Source organism: Paenibacillus sp. FSL L8-0644 (assembly GCF_038008165.1).
In the GTDB taxonomy this organism is placed as follows: Bacteria; Bacillota; Bacilli; order Paenibacillales; family Paenibacillaceae; genus Paenibacillus; species Paenibacillus polymyxa_D.
Map to the genome: position 1 here is coordinate 5,296,129 of NZ_JBBOYN010000001.1, position 18,806 is coordinate 5,314,934.

The window sequence follows — 18,806 nt, forward strand, 5'->3', positions numbered from 1 at the left end:
AACAAGACTTTTATACGCTTAGGTTCATTTTCTCCTATACTGGCTTGGCTATCCGCACATCACTAAAGGGCATGCGTCTCCTCAGACCTATGCCTTATTTTTTTGCCTGTAGACTTTTAGGCACACGGTTGCTTACGTAAAATGTCATATTTGTCCACCTTGAGTGCGCAATAAATTCTTCTTTTTATGCAACCGCTTGCTTTATACTATTTTTGTAGACGTTTACAAAATGTTGTCGAATTAGACTATGCTTTGGGGAGGATGATCGGTTTGACCTTGTATCGAAGTCTATGGAAAAAAGGGTGTATGCTTCTACTAAGCCTTGTGCTGTCTCTGACTGCCTTCATTGGCTCACCCTCTAATACGGCGAGCGCAGCGGTTGCAGATGATTTTCAAGCTTCCGTCATGGGACCGCTGGCGAAAATCAATGACTGGGGTTCCTTTAAAAAGCAGCTACAAACGTTGAAAAACAATGGCGTGTATGCCATCACTACCGACGTCTGGTGGGGCTATGTGGAGAGCGCAGGAGATAACCAGTTCGATTGGAGCTACTACAAGACCTATGCAAATGCCGTGAAAGAAGCGGGACTGAAGTGGGTTCCTATTATCTCTACGCATAAGTGTGGAGGAAATGTGGGAGATGACTGTAACATCCCACTGCCAAGCTGGCTGCCGAGCAAGGGCAGTGCAGATGAAATGCAATTCAAGGACGAAAACGGCTATGCCAATAGTGAAGCCCTCTCCCCATTGTGGAGCGGAACCGGTAAACAATATGACGAGCTGTATGCCTCATTCGCTGAAAACTTTGCCGGATATAAAAGTATCATTCCCAAAATTTATTTGAGCGGCGGTCCTTCTGGGGAATTGCGCTATCCGTCCTACTATCCAGCAGCAGGGTGGAGCTACCCGGGACGAGGCAAGTTCCAAGCTTATACTGAAACAGCCAAAAATGCATTCCGCACAGCTATGAATGACAAGTACGGATCATTGGACAAGATTAATGCTGCTTGGGGCACCAAGCTGAGCAGTCTTAGCCAAATCAATCCACCGACCGATGGGGACGGATTTTACACGAACGGCGGATATAATTCCACATATGGAAAGGATTTTCTGTCGTGGTACCAAAGTGTACTTGAGAAGCATCTGGGCGTCATCGGAGCAGCGGCCCACAAAAACTTCGATTCTGTGTTTGGTGTCCGGATCGGAGCCAAAGTTTCCGGTCTGCACTGGCAAATGAACAATCCTGCTATGCCGCACAGCACAGAACAAGCAGGTGGATATTATGATTACAACCGTCTCATTCAGAAATTCAAGGATGCCGATCTAGACTTGACATTTACTTGCCTGGAGATGAGTGACAGTGGCACAGCACCGAATTATTCCTTGCCGTCCACCCTGGTTGATACCGTCTCCTCCATCGCGAATGCCAAGGGTGTTCGCCTGAATGGTGAAAATGCACTCCCGACAGGCGGCAGCGGCTTCCAAAAAATCGAGGAGAAAATCACGAAGTTCGGTTATCACGGGTTTACGTTATTGCGCATCAACAATCTCGTCAACAATGATGGCTCACCAACCGGTGAGTTGAGTGGATTCAAACAATATATCATCAGCAAAGCCAAGCCTGACAATAATGGCGGTACAGGCAATAAAGTAACGATATACTACAAAAAAGGCTTTAACTCACCTTACATTCACTACCGTCCGGCTGGCGGAAGCTGGACTGCAGCGCCAGGTGTGAAAATGCAGGATGCCGAAATTAGCGGCTATGCTAAAATTACCGTCGATATCGGTTCTGCCTCCCAATTGGAAGCCGCTTTTAATGACGGCAATAACAACTGGGACAGCAACAACACCAAAAACTACTCCTTCAGCACGGGCACTTCTACGTACACGCCCGGTAACAGCGGCAATGCGGGAACGATCACATCTGGCGCTCCAGCGGGTACGATTCCCGGGGATGGCGGCGGTACAACTAACAAGGTAACGGTATACTACAAAAAAGGCTTTAACTCGCCTTATATTCACTACCGCCCAGCTAACGGAAACTGGACTGCCGTACCCGGTGTGAAAATGCAGGATGCCGAGATTAGCGGCTATGCCAAAATTACCGTCGATATCGGTTCTGCCTCCCAATTGGAAGCTGCTTTTAATGACGGCAATAACAGTTGGGACAGCAATAACTCGAAGAACTACCTTTTCAGCACTGGAACTTCTACCTACACACCCGGCTTGAACGGGGCTGCAGGATCTATCCGAACGGGGGCACCTTCGGGGGGCGTCCTCAGCGTAGGGGCTTCTACCTACGCAACCGACCTCAACGAAGTGGCAGGAGCTATCCCAACAGAAAAACTTTCGGGTGTATCCTTAAACGTAAGTACTTCTACCTATGCACCCAACTCTAACGGAGTTGAAGTAACTGCTCAAACGGAGGCGCCTTTAGGCGCCTTCACTCCTATAGATCCGGGTACCCTCTCCAAGCCCACTCCCCTTGGCACAGACTGGAGCAAACAAAGTATTTATTTTATCATGACAGACCGTTTCAGCAACGGAGATCCGTCCAACGATAACTACGGTGGCTTCAATTCCAACAACAGCGATCAACGCAAGTGGCATGGTGGCGATTTTCAAGGTATTATTAACAAACTCGACTACATTAAAAATATGGGGTTTACCGCGATCTGGATTACCCCGGTAACGATGCAAAGAAGTGAATACGCTTACCACGGCTATCATACGTATGATTTTTATGCGGTAGACGGGCATCTCGGTACAATGGACAAGTTCAAAGAGCTGGTTGGTAAGGCACATGACAAAAATATCGCTGTGATGCTGGACGTGGTCGTGAATCACACAGGTGATTTCCAACCGGGGAACGGCATCGCCAAGGCCCCTTTTGATAAAACAGATTGGTATCATCATAATGGTGAAATTACAGAGGGGGACTACAACTCTAACAACCAATGGAAAATTGAAAACGGTGATGTGGCTGGACTGGATGACCTAAATCATGAAAACCCCGCTACTGCAAATGAGCTTAAAAACTGGGTCAAATGGCTGCTGAATGAGACAGGCATCGACGGACTGCGGTTGGATACTGCCAAACATGTACCGAAGGGTTTTCTAAAGGATTTTGACCAAGCCGCCAATACCTTCACCATGGGTGAAATTTTCCATGGCGACCCTGCTTATGTGGGGGATTACACCCGATATCTCGATGCCGCATTGGATTTTCCGATGTATTATACAATCAAGGATGTGTTCGGACACGATCAATCCATGAGAAAAATCAAGGAACGCTACTCCGATGATCGTTACTATCGCGATGCCCAGACCAACGGTGTATTTATTGACAATCATGATGTAAAACGTTTCCTGAATGACGCCTCCGGCAAGCCGGGTGCTAACTATGACAAATGGCCACAGCTCAAAACTGCTTTGGGCTTTACTCTGACATCACGCGGAATTCCAATCATCTACCAAGGTACTGAGCAAGGCTTTAATGGCGGAGATGATCCCGGCAATCGGGAGAATATGGCTTTCAACTCCAACCATGACCTGTATCAGTACATCGCTAAGCTGAACAATGTGCGCAACAACCACCCTGCTCTGCAAAACGGCAGCCAAAAGGAAAAATGGGTGGACGACTCCTTTTACAGTTTTCAGCGCTCTAAAAATGGCGACGAGGCCATTGTATTTATCAACAACTCCTGGAATAGTCAAACCCGCACGATTGGCAACTTCGATAATCTGTCCAACGGAACTCGCCTGACCAACCAATTAGGCAACGATTCCGTTCAGATTAACAACGGTTCGGTTACCGTGACTCTTGCTCCAAAGGAAGTTAAAATTTTCACCAAGTAACGGTCCCATTCGGTTACATTGGTTATTCAGATGTGCTAAAATGAGTTATAGAAGGATATACTAAAAAAAGAGCAAGGATGCTGGTAACATCCCTACTCTTGGCAACAGCCGCTTTGAAGAGCGGTCGGCTGTTCAAAGGCGATCTACAGAAATAGACCGTTTTCCCCTTGAGCAGGGCGGTCTATTTCTTTTTGTTTTGGTTCAACGCAATAACAATCGTAACGATTAATCCGATCAACGCTATTAATAGCGTGCCGAACATCATCATTAATGTCAGAGCATCCTTAACCTCCACAGGCATCACCTCCCTTCCGGGAGATTAGCCGACCGCCCACCTAAGCCATTCTGTTGTTACTGGAATTATAGCACGTAAATCCGTCCTTAAGCGACAACATTTTACAGATTCATCCAGCCAATCTTATATGGACACTCATCGTCCTTTGCTGCTTACACATTCTACTGTGTCTCTATATGGGTATAGCTTCTCAACGCTAAAAAAAGCCCAAGCGCAAAAATGAAGCATATACTGATGACCCCACCAGGAACATACGTAAATGTTCTGCCCATGTCGCCATGGGGAGAAAACAATAACGGCACTGTCCATGGATAAAAGGTATTCCCCGGTATATTAATTAAAACAAAATTTAAACACATGACCGTACACATTCCCATAATAGCAGGCACAAATTTTTTCCAACGAATAGCGAAGAACGTGATGATCGGGATGAGCATAGCGTGCATAAGAATCATTTTAGCAAATACCCCAAGCTGATACATAACGATTTCAAAGGTTAGCGGTCTGGCCGTAATAAACATACCCAATATCGCAGATAGCACAAATGCTAACAGCAGGCTAACAGCGATGTACATATAGATAACGAGCAGCTTGCTGAAGTAAATCCGAGTTCGGCGAACTGGGTTTGTAAACAGTGCAATATGAGTGTTCTCCTGGTATTCTCTCGCATAGATATAGCAGGTCAAAATGTAATAGCTCATATATCCAGTTATTAAATTAATGGAGGATACCAAATCCATAAAGTATTCATTCCATCCATCACGATCCAAGGAAAGTTTAGGATTTATGGCGTAAGTACTAAAAGTCAAAAATACGGTTGCTATTAAAATAAACACACTTAGAAAAAGAATTTTAGTTCCTTTCAGCTTCAAGCACTCTGCTCTAAACAGGTCAAACATAGTAGCCCTCCTTTCAAAAAATCTTCATTTAGGCTCTTCTTTGATATGTCCATATGGATAAAAACAATCCAAGAAGAAAGATCACGGATAAGCTGAGCCATGCTATTGAAACATTGGTAGGTATAGTCGCATTTCTTTCATTAGGAGATAAGAGATAGGGCACAATCCAAGGGTACCATTCACTTTTGTATATAAAATTTAAAAATATAGCAGTACAAACTACGAGTACAACCACCATAAGACTTTTCCAGTGTATAGCAAAAAAAGAGGCGATTGGGATTAACATCGCATGCATCACACACATTTTAGCAAACACTTGGATTTGGTATACCCAGATAGCCATCGTTAAAGGTCGATCTGTAATGGACATGCCTAATAATGCAGACAAAAACAGAACGAGAAATAAGGACACAATAATAAATCCATAAATAATGATCAATTTACTAAAATAAAATTTAATCCTGTTGACAGGCGTGGTAAACATAAACAGATGCGTGTTTTCCTGATACTCTCTTGCAAAAATATGACCGGTTAATATGTAGTAACTGATAAATCCGGCTGCAACATTGACGAAGAGAACTATGCCCTCGAAATAGTAGGTCCAACCCCGTTTATCAATTGAATATCTGTAAAAAATAGCGCTCGTCGCGAATTCCAACAGCACAACAGCCAGCAATATAATATAGCTCAACAAGAAGGCTTTAGAACCTTTAAGCTTAATGAGCTCTGCTCTAATCATGTCGCCCACCCTCTCCTGAAATGAGAGACAAAAAGTACTCCTCTAGCGTCTGTTTTGAGGTGTGTATCTCATAGACCGAAAACTGATGATCTATTAACTGTCTATTTAAGGTGGCTGTATTTTCAATCGGACTATGAATTCTTAGTTGTTGTGGGGATATCACATCATATTGAAGCTGCTTTATGTGCTCTTGCAGAAATGTTTGTACTGCTTCTGCATCGTCTACCTTTACATCTGTGTATTGCTCAAAACCTTCCTCCAACCGACTCAAACGATCTTCCGCTAACAGCTTTCCATTATGTATAATCCCGATGTGTGTAGCTAACTGCTGAATTTCACTCAAGATGTGGCTGGAAATAAGAATGGTTTTCCCATTCTCCTCACACAACCGCTTCAACAGCTGACGAATTTCCTTAATTCCAGATGGGTCCAGTCCGTTGGTCGGCTCATCCAATATGAGCAACTCAGGGTCATGAACAAGCGCCCTCGCAATCCCTAATCTTTGCTTCATTCCTAGGGAAAAATCCTTAAACTTCTTCTTGCCGGTATGCTCTAATCCCACAGTAGTTAATGTTCTTTCAATTCTCCCATCATCCCGCACCCCCATGTACATACAGCAAATCCTTAAATTATCACGTGCACTCAAATTTTCGTATAAACCTGGCGTTTCGATAATTGCACCTATTTTCGAGAAAATAGAAGGATAGTTTTTCTCCAGCCGCTCGCCAAATAAAAAAACCTCCCCACTTGTAGGCTCAATCAGCCTCATCAGCATGCGAATGGTAGTAGTTTTGCCAGCTCCATTCTCACCGAGGAAACCATAGATACTGCCACGCTCCACGTGTAAGGATATGTCGTCTACGGCTTTTGACATCCCAAACTGTTTACGGAGCTTTTTCGTTTCAATAATATAATCCATTTCTGAACCTCCCATTACAATAATCACCATTTATCATACATTTATTGTAGTAGTGAATCAATAAAAAAATACATCTTTAGTTTTTTATATATTTTATTACATATATAACAAAACTTTTTATTTTACATCTTGAAAGTAGTTAGAGATGTGATATAAGTTGCTCAAATACACATAAAAAATACAAAAAATAATAATATTATACAAAATTTTGTAACACATTTTTTCCCTTTTTGAGTATATAATTTCTATATGACTTACATATCCTTACTCCGTATAGCTTAATAGAAGGAGGTGAAGAAAATGTTAAAGCAAATCAACGTCATTGCAGGAGTTAAAGAGCCTGTACGTGCTTACGGTTGCTCGGCAAACGATTCCTGCTATTTCTGTGATACTAAAGATTATTGTGCAGCATGTGATGCGTCTGATTTTTGTAAATATACGGATACCTAGAATTACTCTCAAGGTCATTTATCTAACTTTGTACTTATAAAAGTATAAAGTCTTATTTATTTTGATACTTTTTTCAAAACGGGATTAAACAAAATTAATCCCGTTTTCCCTTTCTTAAAATATCCCAACAATAAAAGTGAGGTCTTTGAAATGGTTAATCTGATTCAGGATAAAAAAGATGAAATCATTCATTTTCACCCTTATAAATTGTTTGAAGTCGACTCAAAAACCTTCTTTTATAACGTCGTAACGAATGCCATATTTGAGATTGACTCATTAATTATCGATATTCTACATAGTAAAGGCAAAAACGAGGAGCACGTTGTTAAGGATTTAGCGGAGCGTTATGAATTATCACAAGTAAGAGAAGCCATCCAAAATATGAAGGAAGCATACATTATTACCACAGATACCAACATATCAGATGTTGAAAAAATGGGGGTGCTTGATAAATCGCATAATGTGTTTAAGCTTTCCTCTCTAACGTTGTTTATGATCCAAGAGTGTAATCTTAGATGTAGTTACTGTTACGGAGAGGAAGGGGAATATAATCTAAAAGGGAAAATGACTTCTGAGATTGCTAAATCAGCTGTAGACTTTCTGATCCAACAATCGGGTGAAATAGAGCAATTGAATATCACTTTTTTCGGCGGTGAACCCTTGTTAAATTTCCCTCTCATACAAGACACGGTGCAGTATGTTCATGAGCAATCCGAAATTCATAATAAGAAATTTTCTTTTTCAATAACTACAAATGGTACACTTATCACTCCTAAAATCAAAAACTTTTTTTACAAACATCATTTTGCGGTGCAGACCAGCATAGATGGTGATGAAAAAACGCATAACTTCAATCGTTTTTTTAAAGGTGGACAAGGATCCTACGATTTACTCTTGAAGCGTACAGAAGAAATGAGAAATGATCGTAAAATAGGCGCGCGCGGTACAGTAACTCCTGCAGAGCTTGACCTTTCTAAATCTTTTGATCATTTAGTGAAACTGGGGTTCAGAAAGATATATTTATCTCCAGCACTTTATTCCCTATCGGACGAGCATTACGATACTTTATCGAAAGAAATGGTTAAACTCGTAGAGCAATTCCGAGAGTTACTGGAACGTGAAGACTATGTTACAGCCAAAAAAATGTCCAATGTCCTTGGCATGCTTAGTAAAATTCATTCCGGCGGTCCTAGATTCCACTTTTGTGGAGCGGGTACGAATGCGGCCGCTGTTGATGTTAGGGGAAATTTGTTCCCTTGCCATCGTTTTGTAGGCGAGGATGAATGCTCTATTGGCAATCTATTTGATGAAGATCCATTGAGCAAACAGTATAATTTCATTGAGGATTCAACAGTAAGAAATAGAACCACCTGTTCAAAGTGTTGGGCCAAAAATCTTTGTGGTGGTGGATGCCATCAAGAGAACTTCGCGGAGAACGGAAATGTCAATCAACCTGTCGGTAAACTTTGCAAAGTAACTAAGAACTTCATTAACTCTACTATAAAATTATACCTCCAACTTACCCAGGAACAAAGAAGCATCCTTTTTGGTTAGTAATAACTACTCGGCATTGTGCCTCTAAGACTTCATATCATTTATTAACAATGCCGATCTAGCTACTCTGATTCTATCTTATCTGGCTTTATCCCTAAATATGGAGGGCCTATTTTATGTTCCAACTAATCAAAAAATACATTAAGCCTTTACTAGCACTTCAAATTATTGCACTTTGTATCATTGTTATAAATATATTATTCACGGTCTACCAACCTATTTTAATGCAACGGCTGATAGATTCCTATACCACAGAAACACTCTCAGCTAAAGAAATCAGCTATTTAGGTAGTCTTTTTTTATTGCTACTAATTGGTGGAGGATTGACAGGAGCACTGAGAGATTCAGTTATTTTTAAAATCAAAAATTTATTACAGTTCCGATTGAGGAATGATATACATCAACAAAATCTAAATTTACGAAGCTATCAGCCCACCGGAAAAATTATTTCCTTACTATATAATGATGTTGAAGCTCTTACTGGATTGCTAAATCAAGCATTTATAGCTATGTTTACGGACTGTCTGACAATTGTCGCAACCGTTGTTGTTCTCTATTTTATGAATTGGAAACTGGCAACGGTCTCCCTGATCTTTATCCCTATTTACTTTTTCTTATACTACAATTCCAAAAAGAAAGTGTACCAATTAAATGTGGCCTACAAAAAACAATATGAAAATATGACAGAAACCCTTCAGTTAGGTTTGAAACAAAAATGGACTGCAATCAGATTCAACCGTCAAAAATATAGTAGTGCCCTATTTTGCAGAGAACAAATCCTTTTGGTTCGTATTTTGAAGAAACTTTTTGCGCGAGAACTGCTACTAGGTATAATCAGTAACTTTTTAAGCGGATTTTTCCCTTTACTTTTACTAGTTATTGGAGGTTTTTTACTGATTTATGGAGAGATTACTTTAGGTACACTGGTTGCTTTCAGTACATATATAGTCAAGTTGCTACAACCTGTATCACGCTTGTCACAATTAAACGTAGGTGTGCAATCAGCGATAGCTTCAGCTGAAAGGATTCTTAACTTTTTCAATTTAAATGATGTTTGGAACGGCACAAATATTGGAGGTATGGAAAATGAAGTTCAGATAAAAAACATATCCTTTTCATACAACGATCTTACTCCTGTCCTTAACGATATCTCATTTAAAATCAAAAAAAATCAAATGTTAGGTATCGTAGGAGAAAGCGGATCTGGTAAAACGACTATTGTGAAGCTTCTAACCGGGGAAGTCATTCCGACTAAGGGCGAGATCCTCTATGGCGATAACAGATTACACGATTTGAATAAAAATTACTTCTACAAAAATATAGCGGTAGTCACACAAGAAGAATTATTAACAACAGGAACCATATTCGAGAACATTGCTTTCGGAAATAAAAATGCTACTTTAGATGAAGTTGTTAATATTTCAAAGAAGGTGGGGTTACATGACTATATCTCATCCCTTCCCGAAAAATATAACACTAATGTCATTTCTGGAAAATATGACTTATCGGTAGGCCAGAAACAACGTCTGGCTATAGCAAGGGCATTGCTTCACAATACACCTGTGCTCATTTTGGATGAGCTGACCTCTGCCCTTGACGCTGAAACTGAATCTCTAATCTTGCAACTTTTAAATGAGCTTAAAGGTAAACGGACTATCATCATTATCGCTCATAAATTCCAAACGGTCATTCATGCGGATCATATATTAGTTATTCAAAATGGTCAAATTGTAGAGCAGGGCAGCCATGCGGATCTAATGTCTTATAGTAGCACTTATTCTAACTCTTATATGAAACAAAAAGATTTTCTACAAAATGGAGTGCAGGAGCCATCCTACAAATAAAGACAATCCATAAAACAAAACAGGCACCTGACGAAGCGTACACTTCGTTGCAGGTGCCTTGTTTATATATAAACAACGTGGGATTACTTAGGCCTCAGTAGCCACGTTGATATTGTTCAGGTATGGAAGGCTTCTCGCCGCGCAGTGCCACCGCTGCATGAGTAGCCCAATATGGATCACGCAGCAATCCGCGTCCCACAGCGACCAGATCGGCATCCTCATTGCCGATAACAGACTGCGCCAAGGCCGGTTCATCCAGTGCGCCAACGGTGATGACTGGGATGTTCAGCGCCTCGCGGATTTGGCGAGCAAACGGCACTTGATAGCCCGGATAGTTGCCTGGCTTTCTGGCGCCTGCCGGTCCTTCTCCGCCCGAGCTGACATGGATCACGTCTACGCCTGCAGCCTGATATGCTCGGCTCAGCTCAATAGCATGATCCACATCGTATCCACCATCTACATATTCCACCGCGCTGATGCGGAAGATTAACGGCATACCCGCAGGCATTTCCTTGCGCACAGCCTGAATGACTTCAACGCCGAAAAGGGATAGCTCCTGACCATACACGTCATCACGCTTGTTTGTAACCGGCGAATGGAATTGGTGAATCAAGTAACCATGTGCACCGTGAAGCTCAATCGTATCCACGCCCGCTTGAACCGCACGCCGGGCGGCGTCTGCGAATTTTTGTACCATGCCACGGACTTCCTCTGTGGTCAGTGCGCGCGGCTGCTTATAACTCGCATCCGGGTATGCGATGGCCGAGGGAGCGACCGGCTCTGCTGCATCCTCAGCTTTACGGCCCGCGTGAGCAATCTGAATGCCTACCTTGGACCCGTGCGCATGAATACCGTCAACCAGCTTCTTATAAGCCGGAATATGTTCATCTGACCAAAGGCCCAGATCATAATCGGTAATTCGTCCATCCGGTTCCACGTCCGTCATTTCTATAATAATCAGCCCCGTGCCTCCAATTGCTCGGCTTAGGTAGTGAACATGATGCCAATCATTCGGAATCCCATCCTTGGCTGTGACCGAGTATTGGCACATCGGTGCCATGACCACACGATTCTTTAACTCCAAATTTTTGATTGTATACGGTGTAAACAACGAAGTCTTCAAAACGCTCATCTCCTTTTTCATCTCTACCACATAACTAAAAATGCGTTCCAAATTACACGGTCTATTATAAGCACAATCGGCACAGTCCAAACGAAATAAAGAGATTCCCCAACCGGGGTCTCCCTCGTATTTGCACCGTGCAGTCATTATGTATATCGTAAGGTTGTAGATGTATTGCACACAATCTATTATCCACAACCTAATAACTTTTTGCAAGTAAATATTTAAATATTATTAAATATTTTTTTGTTCACACTCTCTCGACCTCCTAACTCTAACACAAAAAGACGCCCTTACGGACGCCTCTGCGAAACCAGGTTTATTGCGCTGAGCCTAATTGGACCCATGCCTTCTCAATCTCTGCAACTGCCTGATCCTTGTTCATGTTGCCGCTGATATAAGCCTGCATCAGCTCGCCAAATTTTTGATGGAATGTATCCAAGGAGTAGTTAACAGACAGATCACCGGACTTCGACGTTTTCAAAATGCTTTCCATTTCCTTAGGCATTTCCAGATCAGGAAGCGGTGCATCCTTAATTGGAGGAATCACCTTCGCTACCTGGGAGAACCAGTTCTTACCGTATTCCGAAGTGTACAGCCAGTTGAAAAATTCAATCGTTTCCTTCGATACTTCGGAATCCTTATTGATACGCAGTGCCTGATCCGCACCGGTAATGATGACCGATTGATCCGCTTTGTCACTCACCGGATACCCCATGATGCCAATCTTGAGATCAGGGTTAATTTTCTTGATCGCTTCCTCATCCCACGCACCTTTACCCGTCATAAATGCAGCTTTTCCAGATGCAAAATCACTTACTCCCGCATTGCTGTCCCGTTCCAGCGGCTTATCTGTGCCATGTTTCACCGTCAAATCAATGAAGCTAAAGAAGTTGTTGTACAGCACTGGGTAGTCCTTGATTTTTGCTTTACCTGCGATAAAATCACTAACGAGCTGCTTCGACTCCACGCCTGCATCCTGTGCAGCAGCATCTACATAGTGCATGAAGATGTGCTTCCATACCCACCACTCTTTATATGCGTTCGCAAATGGAGTAATGCCCTTCGCCTCCAGCTTGGTGACCGCGTCCTGCATTTCTGCAATCGTCTTTGGCGGGGAGGTTATCCCAGCTTTGGTAAGCAAATCTTTGTTGTAAATCAACGAAAACAGGTTCCCCTTCACCGGGAGTCCGAGCACTTTGCCGTCACTGGAACTCATATTCGCTCGAACAGCATCCGTCATGGCTGCTGCTAGCGGCTCATTGGTCAGATCGGCGCTATAATCCGCATACGTGTCGATGTCGCCTCCTGCCGTCGTTTGGAATACATCCGGTGTACTACCTGAAGCTATTTTCGACTTCAGAATCGTGTTGTAGTCTGCCTGCATGATCTCCAAATTGATCTTCACGTTAGGTTTGACCTTCTTATACTCCTCGATATACGCGTTAAAGGCATCGGTATACTCCGGTGAGGCTGTGAACATATTTATTGTAACCGTTTTCAAATCTTCTTTGCCGCCAGCACTTTCTTTCGACGCATCCGTGCCGCCGCTGCTTCCACATCCGCTCAACAAACCGACCGTCAAAAGCAAACTGCCGGATAACGCCATCATCTTCTTTAACATGGATACTCCCCCATTTGTTTGTGATCAACGTCCATGCGATCATTCTAAAAAATATACTCCAATTTAAAAAGGCAGATTAGTGAAGCATTAAGGGTAAAAAAGTGGTTTATTGCAAGCTCACACGATACTCAGACGGTGATACCTGATAATAATTACGAAAAGCCTTACTGAAATAATTTTTATCCTTGTAGCCGAGCATATCCGAGATTTCTTGTATTTTCAGGCTAGAATCGCCCAGTAGCTCTTTCGCCTTGTCCATCCTAACCTTCTGTACATATTCGTGAATACCGTAACCAAACTGCTGCTTAAACAGCTTCATCAAGTATTCCCGACTCAAAAAATAGGTTTCAGCAAAGAACGAAATTTTAATATCCTCAAAATAATAACGGTCGATGTGCCTTTTGATGTCTGTTATATCAAAGGGCTGGTTCCCCGCTTGAGCATGTTGGACCCCAGCAATGTAAAGCTCCAGCATCCGATTCAATCTCTGACCGTAGTGAACAAAGCTCGTAAAATCAGCAGACAAATCGCTTTCCCCCACGTGCTCCGGTTCTTCCAAAGCTCCATCTTGATTCAACGCTGACGTAGACGCACCCAACTCAATCGCTGCCTCTTTCAGTAGAAAATGGAACTCCCGCATCAATCGATCTGCATCCTGTAAACGGAAAACAGGACCTGTTGCCAATTGTTTCAGCAGATCACCCAGCAGCACCTTTGCCCGGTTTGCCTGACCTGTCTGAGCATCCTTTTGGATCGCCAACAGTTGCTCCGTCCATGACATTTCCTCTGACGTAGCCATTTGCCGGGGCACCGTATGGAGAATAGATTCCCCTTCCAGCTTCAATACATCCGTGCTGTGAATAAGCGTTTTGGCATCCCTATAGGCAGAAGCCAGCTCCACTACGTCTGTACAGAGCTTGCCCACTCCGGCCGCTACTACCATACAGAACAGCCCATGCAGGTTCACAACCGCCTTCTGTGCCACTTGTGCCAGTAGGAGGGACATATGTTCTTCATGCCCTGGGGCCAGGGTACAGATCGAAATGACCTCGCGCTCCCGTCGCGGATGGGGGAAGCTAAAACAACTCAACCGTTCATCTGATGTCTGCGCTAATACATTCGTTACAGCAAAATCCATCAGATCGACATCGCCATGAAAACGTGTCCTGCGAATCTCATCCCTGTTCAGCAGCCGCAGCACGATCACCCCAAAGCGATTCCCCGGCTGATCCGCTCCGATCAATGGGAGCAACGCCGTATTGGCCTGCCTTTTAAAGCTACCGTCCAAAATGGACAAATATAGCTTCTCTTTCAGCTTCGGCAGTGACATATTCAGCGTAATGTTCTGGCTAATGGACTTGTTTTTGCTTTGCTCTCGGCTTTCCAGAATGTCCACTGCTTTGCGCAGTGCCTGGTTCAGATCCTGACGATTGATAGGCTTGAGCAGATAATCCACCACCCGGGATTGAATCGCCTGCCGTGTAAATTCAAAGTCGTTGTAGCCGCTAATGACAATCGTCAACAGATGGGGATATGCCTTCTCGATGGCACGGAGAAATTCGATACCGTTCAGCTCAGGCATTTTCATATCGACCATCACCACATCTATAGGGTGCTGACCCAGCAGCTCCAGTCCCAATCTTCCATTCGTCGCTTCATAAATATGTTCGATCCCCAGACGGTCCCAGTCCCCGATAATACGAATGGCTTCGCGCAACGGCTCTTCATCGTCAATAATCAATACGTTATACATGACTACTTCCTCCCCGGGGAATTTGCATTCTCATTTCCGTTCCCGTTTCATCCGTAAGGATGAATAATCCTGCCTGATCTCCATACAAAAGCTTCAACCGTGTGTTCAGATTTTTCAAACCAATATGCTCACTCTCCCGTTCTTCCCATTTTTCATGGAATGAATCCAGCACCAGTCTCAGCTTGTCCTCTGAAAATCCAGGCCCGTTGTCCCTGACTGCAATTGTGGCATTTGCATCTGTAGAACTCGAATCGGCTGAAATGACGATCAGAATATCGCTTGATACTTTTTCCAACGCATGCTTGATAGCGTTTTCCACCAACGTCTGCACAGATAACCTTGGAATCGGCAGCTCCATCAGCATTTCCTCCCATACCACTTCGACCCGCAGTCTCGCCCCGAATCTTGCTTTTTGCAGACCTATATATCGTTCAATATGCTTGAGCTCGTCGCGGGCAGCTACGATATCCTTGCCGTTGATGGAATACCGTAACGTTTGGGCCAACGCATCCACCATATCCGCCATATCGAACATCTCCCGCTTTAATGCCTGTGTGGATATGGCTTGCAGGGCATTGTACAGAAAATGAGGATTAATTTCAGCCTCCAACGCCTTGAGTATGGCGTTCTTTTCGACCAGCTTCATGCGATAGCGCTCATTAATAAGTTCTTCGGTTCTTTGAACCATTTCGTTAAAATGCAGTGACAAATATGCAATCTCGTCATGTCCCTTCACAGGAGCTGTTGCTCCAAAATCTCCGGTGCTAAACCGCTTCATCTGGGTGGACAGCTTATGTAAAGGTCGGGTAATGGCGTTCGAGGTCAGTGTCACTAATATAATAGACACACCTAAAAATAAAGCCCCAATGGCATAGCTCCAGTTTCGTGTTGTCGTAGCTGCTTCATAAATCTGGCGGTATGGGATGGGCTTAATGAGCTGCCACCCATCCTTTTCGCCAGCATCATAGACGACCAAATACTCCTGATTGCCACTGCGATCAGACCACGTTACTCGCCCGCTTCCTCCCTTGCCAATCTGTGCCAACACTCCGGAATCACGCATCCGCTCATATAGCGGAAAGCTGTTCACATAAAAGGGAACCCCTTTAGGGCTCATTAGCATCAATTGGTCCCCTTTGCCCAGTGGAATGTTCTGCATGATTTCATCCACGGTGCTCGTATTGTAATAAAAGGACAGCACCGCCTGCGGGTGACGGGATGCAATCGACCTCAGCACTCGATGGTATGCCATAAAGCTGGCTTGTGGCGCTACATAGCCCATATCAGAGCGGGACCCCACAAAGGATTGAAATGATTCATTCGTGGTACTGGCCATCGCCTCTTTATACCAAGGAAGCTTGGGAATATCTGTATTTACTCCTTTGCGCACCGTAATGTTATACGTCTCCCTGGTCACCACATAGTATTGATGTCGGTCCGCCACGTACAGATAGATCGCTTCCAGATCGGTACGCGAATAAAACATGCTGCGCAAGTAATTCTCAATGACCATTCTCGAAGCATAGTCCCAGTTCTCATTGGCAATCGCGTTCATAATATCGTTGTAACGTAGCTGCGGAAGAGCCAACTGCTGCATTCCCTCCAAGTAATCCTCCAAATTCTGATTGACCAGCAGCAGATTATTGGTCGTGCTGGCGATGCTATGGTTAACCGACTCCTTTTCAATCATCTGATAGGAAATAATTGTGAGTGAGCCCACCACCAGAATAATCACCGAGGTAAAAAGTAGAATGAGCTTGTTCACTAATTTTTGCGTGATTCTCCTCCACATAGAGCGAAGAAACGTTCTTACACGCTCTGACATCATGATAATCGCCCCTTTTGAAAGCGTACACATTTTTACCCTCAACTGTTTTCTTAAATCCATTGGTCCGGCCCTAGAGCTATCCTATACTTTCATTATATCTTAAACAGCTTGGAACGTAAGAGCGGAAAATGTTGAGAAAAAGAGGTGCGTTATGCTGAAAAAAAGGGGAACCCGGGGCGACAAGGGCAGTAAACTGGAATTCGGTTTATTCACACTGCCCGTAATCTTGTGCATTACGATTGCATTTTATATTCCGTTTTTGATGACGATACGCTATTCCCTGACCAAGTGGAACGGCATATCCAAACATCCGAAATTTGTAGGTCTGGATAACTTCAAGCAAATCTTGCTTGGAGACGCCAATTTTGCACATGCAGCCTGGTTTACCGTCAAGTATGCCATCCTGTACATTGTATTGGTGAATGTGCTGGCCATTTTGCTGGCGCTCGTTCTCGATATGAAGTTGAAAAGCTCAGCTTGGTTGCGAGCGGCCTTCTTTATCCCTTATATCCTCAGTCTTGTAATTGTTGGATTCATATGGAAATTTATCTTCATGCAAGGCTTTGAGTCATTGGGTCACAGTACAGGCTGGGGCATCTTCCAGCTCAGTTGGCTGGGTGAGGAAGGGCTCGCGTTTGTTTCCATTTTGGCGGTATCGATCTGGCAATCCATTGGCTTTTACATGGTCATTTATATTGCAGGCTTGCAATCTGTGCCAGAGGATCTAAAAGAAGCTGCCATTGTCGATGGCGCGGGGCCGATTCGGAGATTTTTCAGTATTATTCTACCGATGCTTGCACCTTCCATTACGATCTCAGTCTTCATGGCACTGACCAACTCAATCAAAGTGTTTGACGTCATTTTATCTCTGACCGGCGGTGGGCCGGGAGGTACGACATACAGCATTGCGTATGATATTTACCGGGACACGTTCCAGAACAATCTGTATGGCTACGGAACAGCCAAAGCATTGATTTTATTCGTTGCAGTCCTGATCATTACGATTATTCAATTGTCTATTTTCAAACGCAGGGAGGTTGAAGCCTGATGCAACGCAGCCGTACGGGACGTATTTTGCTAGAAGCGGGCATGATTGTATTATCACTGTTATTTTTGTACCCGCTGTTTCTCGCCATTAACAATTCGTTCAAAAGCTTCGCCGAGGTCATGACCGACGTCATTGCCCTGCCTAAGCAGCTTTCGCTGGATAATTACGTATATGTATGGAAATTCATTGACTATCCACGCCTATTTCTGAATAACACCATTATTACCGTCGTCGGACTGGCAGGTATCGTACTGATATCTTCCATCGCGGCCTACAAGCTGGCAAGAACCAAGAGCAAATGGAGCTCCGTGATTTACATGCTGTGCATTATGCCGATGCTGATCCCGTTTCAGTCCATCATGCTCACTGTCTTGCGACTAGCGAAAGACTTAAATCTGGCAGACAGCACTTGGGGACTTGGCTTGCTGTATTGGGGCTTCGGCGCTCCGCTGGCCGTGTTTATCTATCACGGCTTTGTGAAGGGCATTCCGGTCGAGATTGACGAAAGCGCCAAAATCGATGGGGCCTCGGGCTTCCGGCTTTTCTTTTCCGTAATTTTCCCCTTGCTGAAATCAGTCACCGCCACCATTGTCATTATCGACGTGATGTGGATTTGGAACGATTTTCTGCTTCCGTTACTCATGGTTAACGGCTCGCCCAGCACTAAGACACTGACGCTGGCCGCCTATACCTTCGTCGGACAGTACACATCCGACTGGCAATACGCCATGACCGCGATGGTAATGGCTGTGCTGCCTTCGATTATCGTATTTATTTTTCTGCAAAAATACATTGTCAAAGGCGTTGTTGCCGGAGCCGTCAAAGGCTGATTCAACTACACCCTTACAGATGACCCAAAGAGGACTTGC

At 43.8% G+C, this 18,806-nt stretch carries 14 protein-coding genes; 6 read left to right on the forward strand and 8 right to left on the reverse strand.

All coding sequences use genetic code 11. The features are described 5' to 3' along the window. The first annotated feature begins 270 nt into the window (after positions 1–270). Complete coding sequence (locus NSS94_RS24005) at positions 271–3,861, forward strand: family 14 glycosylhydrolase (protein ID WP_341040289.1); 3,591 nt, start codon at positions 271–273, stop codon at positions 3,859–3,861. A gap of 181 nt (positions 3,862–4,042) precedes the next feature. On the opposite strand, the gene NSS94_RS24010 is transcribed toward NSS94_RS24005, so the two are convergent. The 4 genes from NSS94_RS24010 to NSS94_RS24025 form a co-directional block, all read right to left on the reverse strand. Continuing rightward, a complete protein-coding gene (locus tag NSS94_RS24010) occupies positions 4,043–4,156 on the reverse strand; it encodes a putative holin-like toxin (RefSeq protein WP_016822651.1) in 114 nt (37 codons plus the stop codon). 161 nt (positions 4,157–4,317) lie between these two features. Next, positions 4,318–5,055, reverse strand: coding sequence for an ABC transporter permease (locus NSS94_RS24015; RefSeq protein ID WP_029518749.1), 738 nt, complete (start codon positions 5,053–5,055; stop codon positions 4,318–4,320). 28 nt (positions 5,056–5,083) lie between these two features. Further along, positions 5,084–5,794, reverse strand: coding sequence for an ABC transporter permease (locus NSS94_RS24020; protein WP_049817042.1), 711 nt, complete (start codon positions 5,792–5,794; stop codon positions 5,084–5,086). Then, positions 5,787–6,713 (reverse strand): ABC transporter ATP-binding protein, encoded by a 927-nt coding sequence (locus NSS94_RS24025; RefSeq protein ID WP_341040290.1) that lies wholly within the window; start codon positions 6,711–6,713, stop codon positions 5,787–5,789. Before NSS94_RS24025 ends, NSS94_RS24020 begins: the two co-directional genes overlap by 8 nt. A gap of 300 nt (positions 6,714–7,013) precedes the next feature. Here NSS94_RS24025 and papA point away from each other — a divergent pair, with 300 nt between their 5' ends. The 3 genes from papA (at position 7,014) to NSS94_RS24040 (ending at position 10,561) form a co-directional block, all read left to right on the forward strand. Next, positions 7,014–7,163 (forward strand): freyrasin family ranthipeptide, encoded by a 150-nt coding sequence (gene papA, locus NSS94_RS24030; protein WP_341040291.1) that lies wholly within the window; start codon positions 7,014–7,016, stop codon positions 7,161–7,163. A gap of 150 nt (positions 7,164–7,313) precedes the next feature. Continuing rightward, positions 7,314–8,717, forward strand: a complete 1,404-nt coding sequence (gene papB, locus NSS94_RS24035) for a PapB family radical SAM/SPASM ranthipeptide maturase (protein ID WP_341040292.1) — start codon at positions 7,314–7,316, stop codon at positions 8,715–8,717. A 116-nt stretch (positions 8,718–8,833) separates the two neighbouring features. After that, positions 8,834–10,561 (forward strand): ABC transporter ATP-binding protein, encoded by a 1,728-nt coding sequence (locus NSS94_RS24040; protein ID WP_341040293.1) that lies wholly within the window; start codon positions 8,834–8,836, stop codon positions 10,559–10,561. A gap of 94 nt (positions 10,562–10,655) precedes the next feature. On the opposite strand, the gene NSS94_RS24045 is transcribed toward NSS94_RS24040, so the two are convergent. The 4 genes from NSS94_RS24045 to NSS94_RS24060 all read right to left on the reverse strand — a co-directional run bounded on the left by NSS94_RS24045 (position 10,656) and on the right by NSS94_RS24060 (position 16,919). Beyond that, on the reverse strand, positions 10,656–11,684 hold the full coding sequence (locus NSS94_RS24045) for an NADH:flavin oxidoreductase/NADH oxidase (protein WP_341040294.1): 1,029 nt from the start codon (positions 11,682–11,684) through the stop codon (positions 10,656–10,658). Between the two features lie 319 nt (positions 11,685–12,003). Further along, a complete protein-coding gene (locus NSS94_RS24050) occupies positions 12,004–13,308 on the reverse strand; it encodes an ABC transporter substrate-binding protein (RefSeq protein WP_039271867.1) in 1,305 nt (434 codons plus the stop codon). A 106-nt stretch (positions 13,309–13,414) separates the two neighbouring features. Continuing rightward, a complete protein-coding gene (locus NSS94_RS24055; RefSeq protein ID WP_341040295.1) occupies positions 13,415–15,061 on the reverse strand; it encodes a response regulator in 1,647 nt (548 codons plus the stop codon). After that, on the reverse strand, positions 15,054–16,919 hold the full coding sequence (locus NSS94_RS24060) for a cache domain-containing sensor histidine kinase (RefSeq protein WP_341040433.1): 1,866 nt from the start codon (positions 16,917–16,919) through the stop codon (positions 15,054–15,056). The genes NSS94_RS24055 and NSS94_RS24060 overlap by 8 nt, the downstream gene beginning before the upstream one ends. 121 nt (positions 16,920–17,040) lie before the next feature. On the opposite strand from NSS94_RS24060, the gene NSS94_RS24065 reads away from it, so the two are divergent. Together NSS94_RS24065 and NSS94_RS24070 are read left to right on the forward strand one after the other, a co-directional pair. Further along, entirely contained in the window at positions 17,041–17,937 is an 897-nt protein-coding gene (locus NSS94_RS24065; protein WP_029518756.1) for a carbohydrate ABC transporter permease, read from the forward strand. After that, on the forward strand, positions 17,937–18,767 hold the full coding sequence (locus NSS94_RS24070) for a carbohydrate ABC transporter permease (RefSeq protein ID WP_039271872.1): 831 nt from the start codon (positions 17,937–17,939) through the stop codon (positions 18,765–18,767). The genes NSS94_RS24065 and NSS94_RS24070 overlap by 1 nt, the downstream gene beginning before the upstream one ends. Positions 18,768–18,806: the final 39 nt, after the last annotated feature.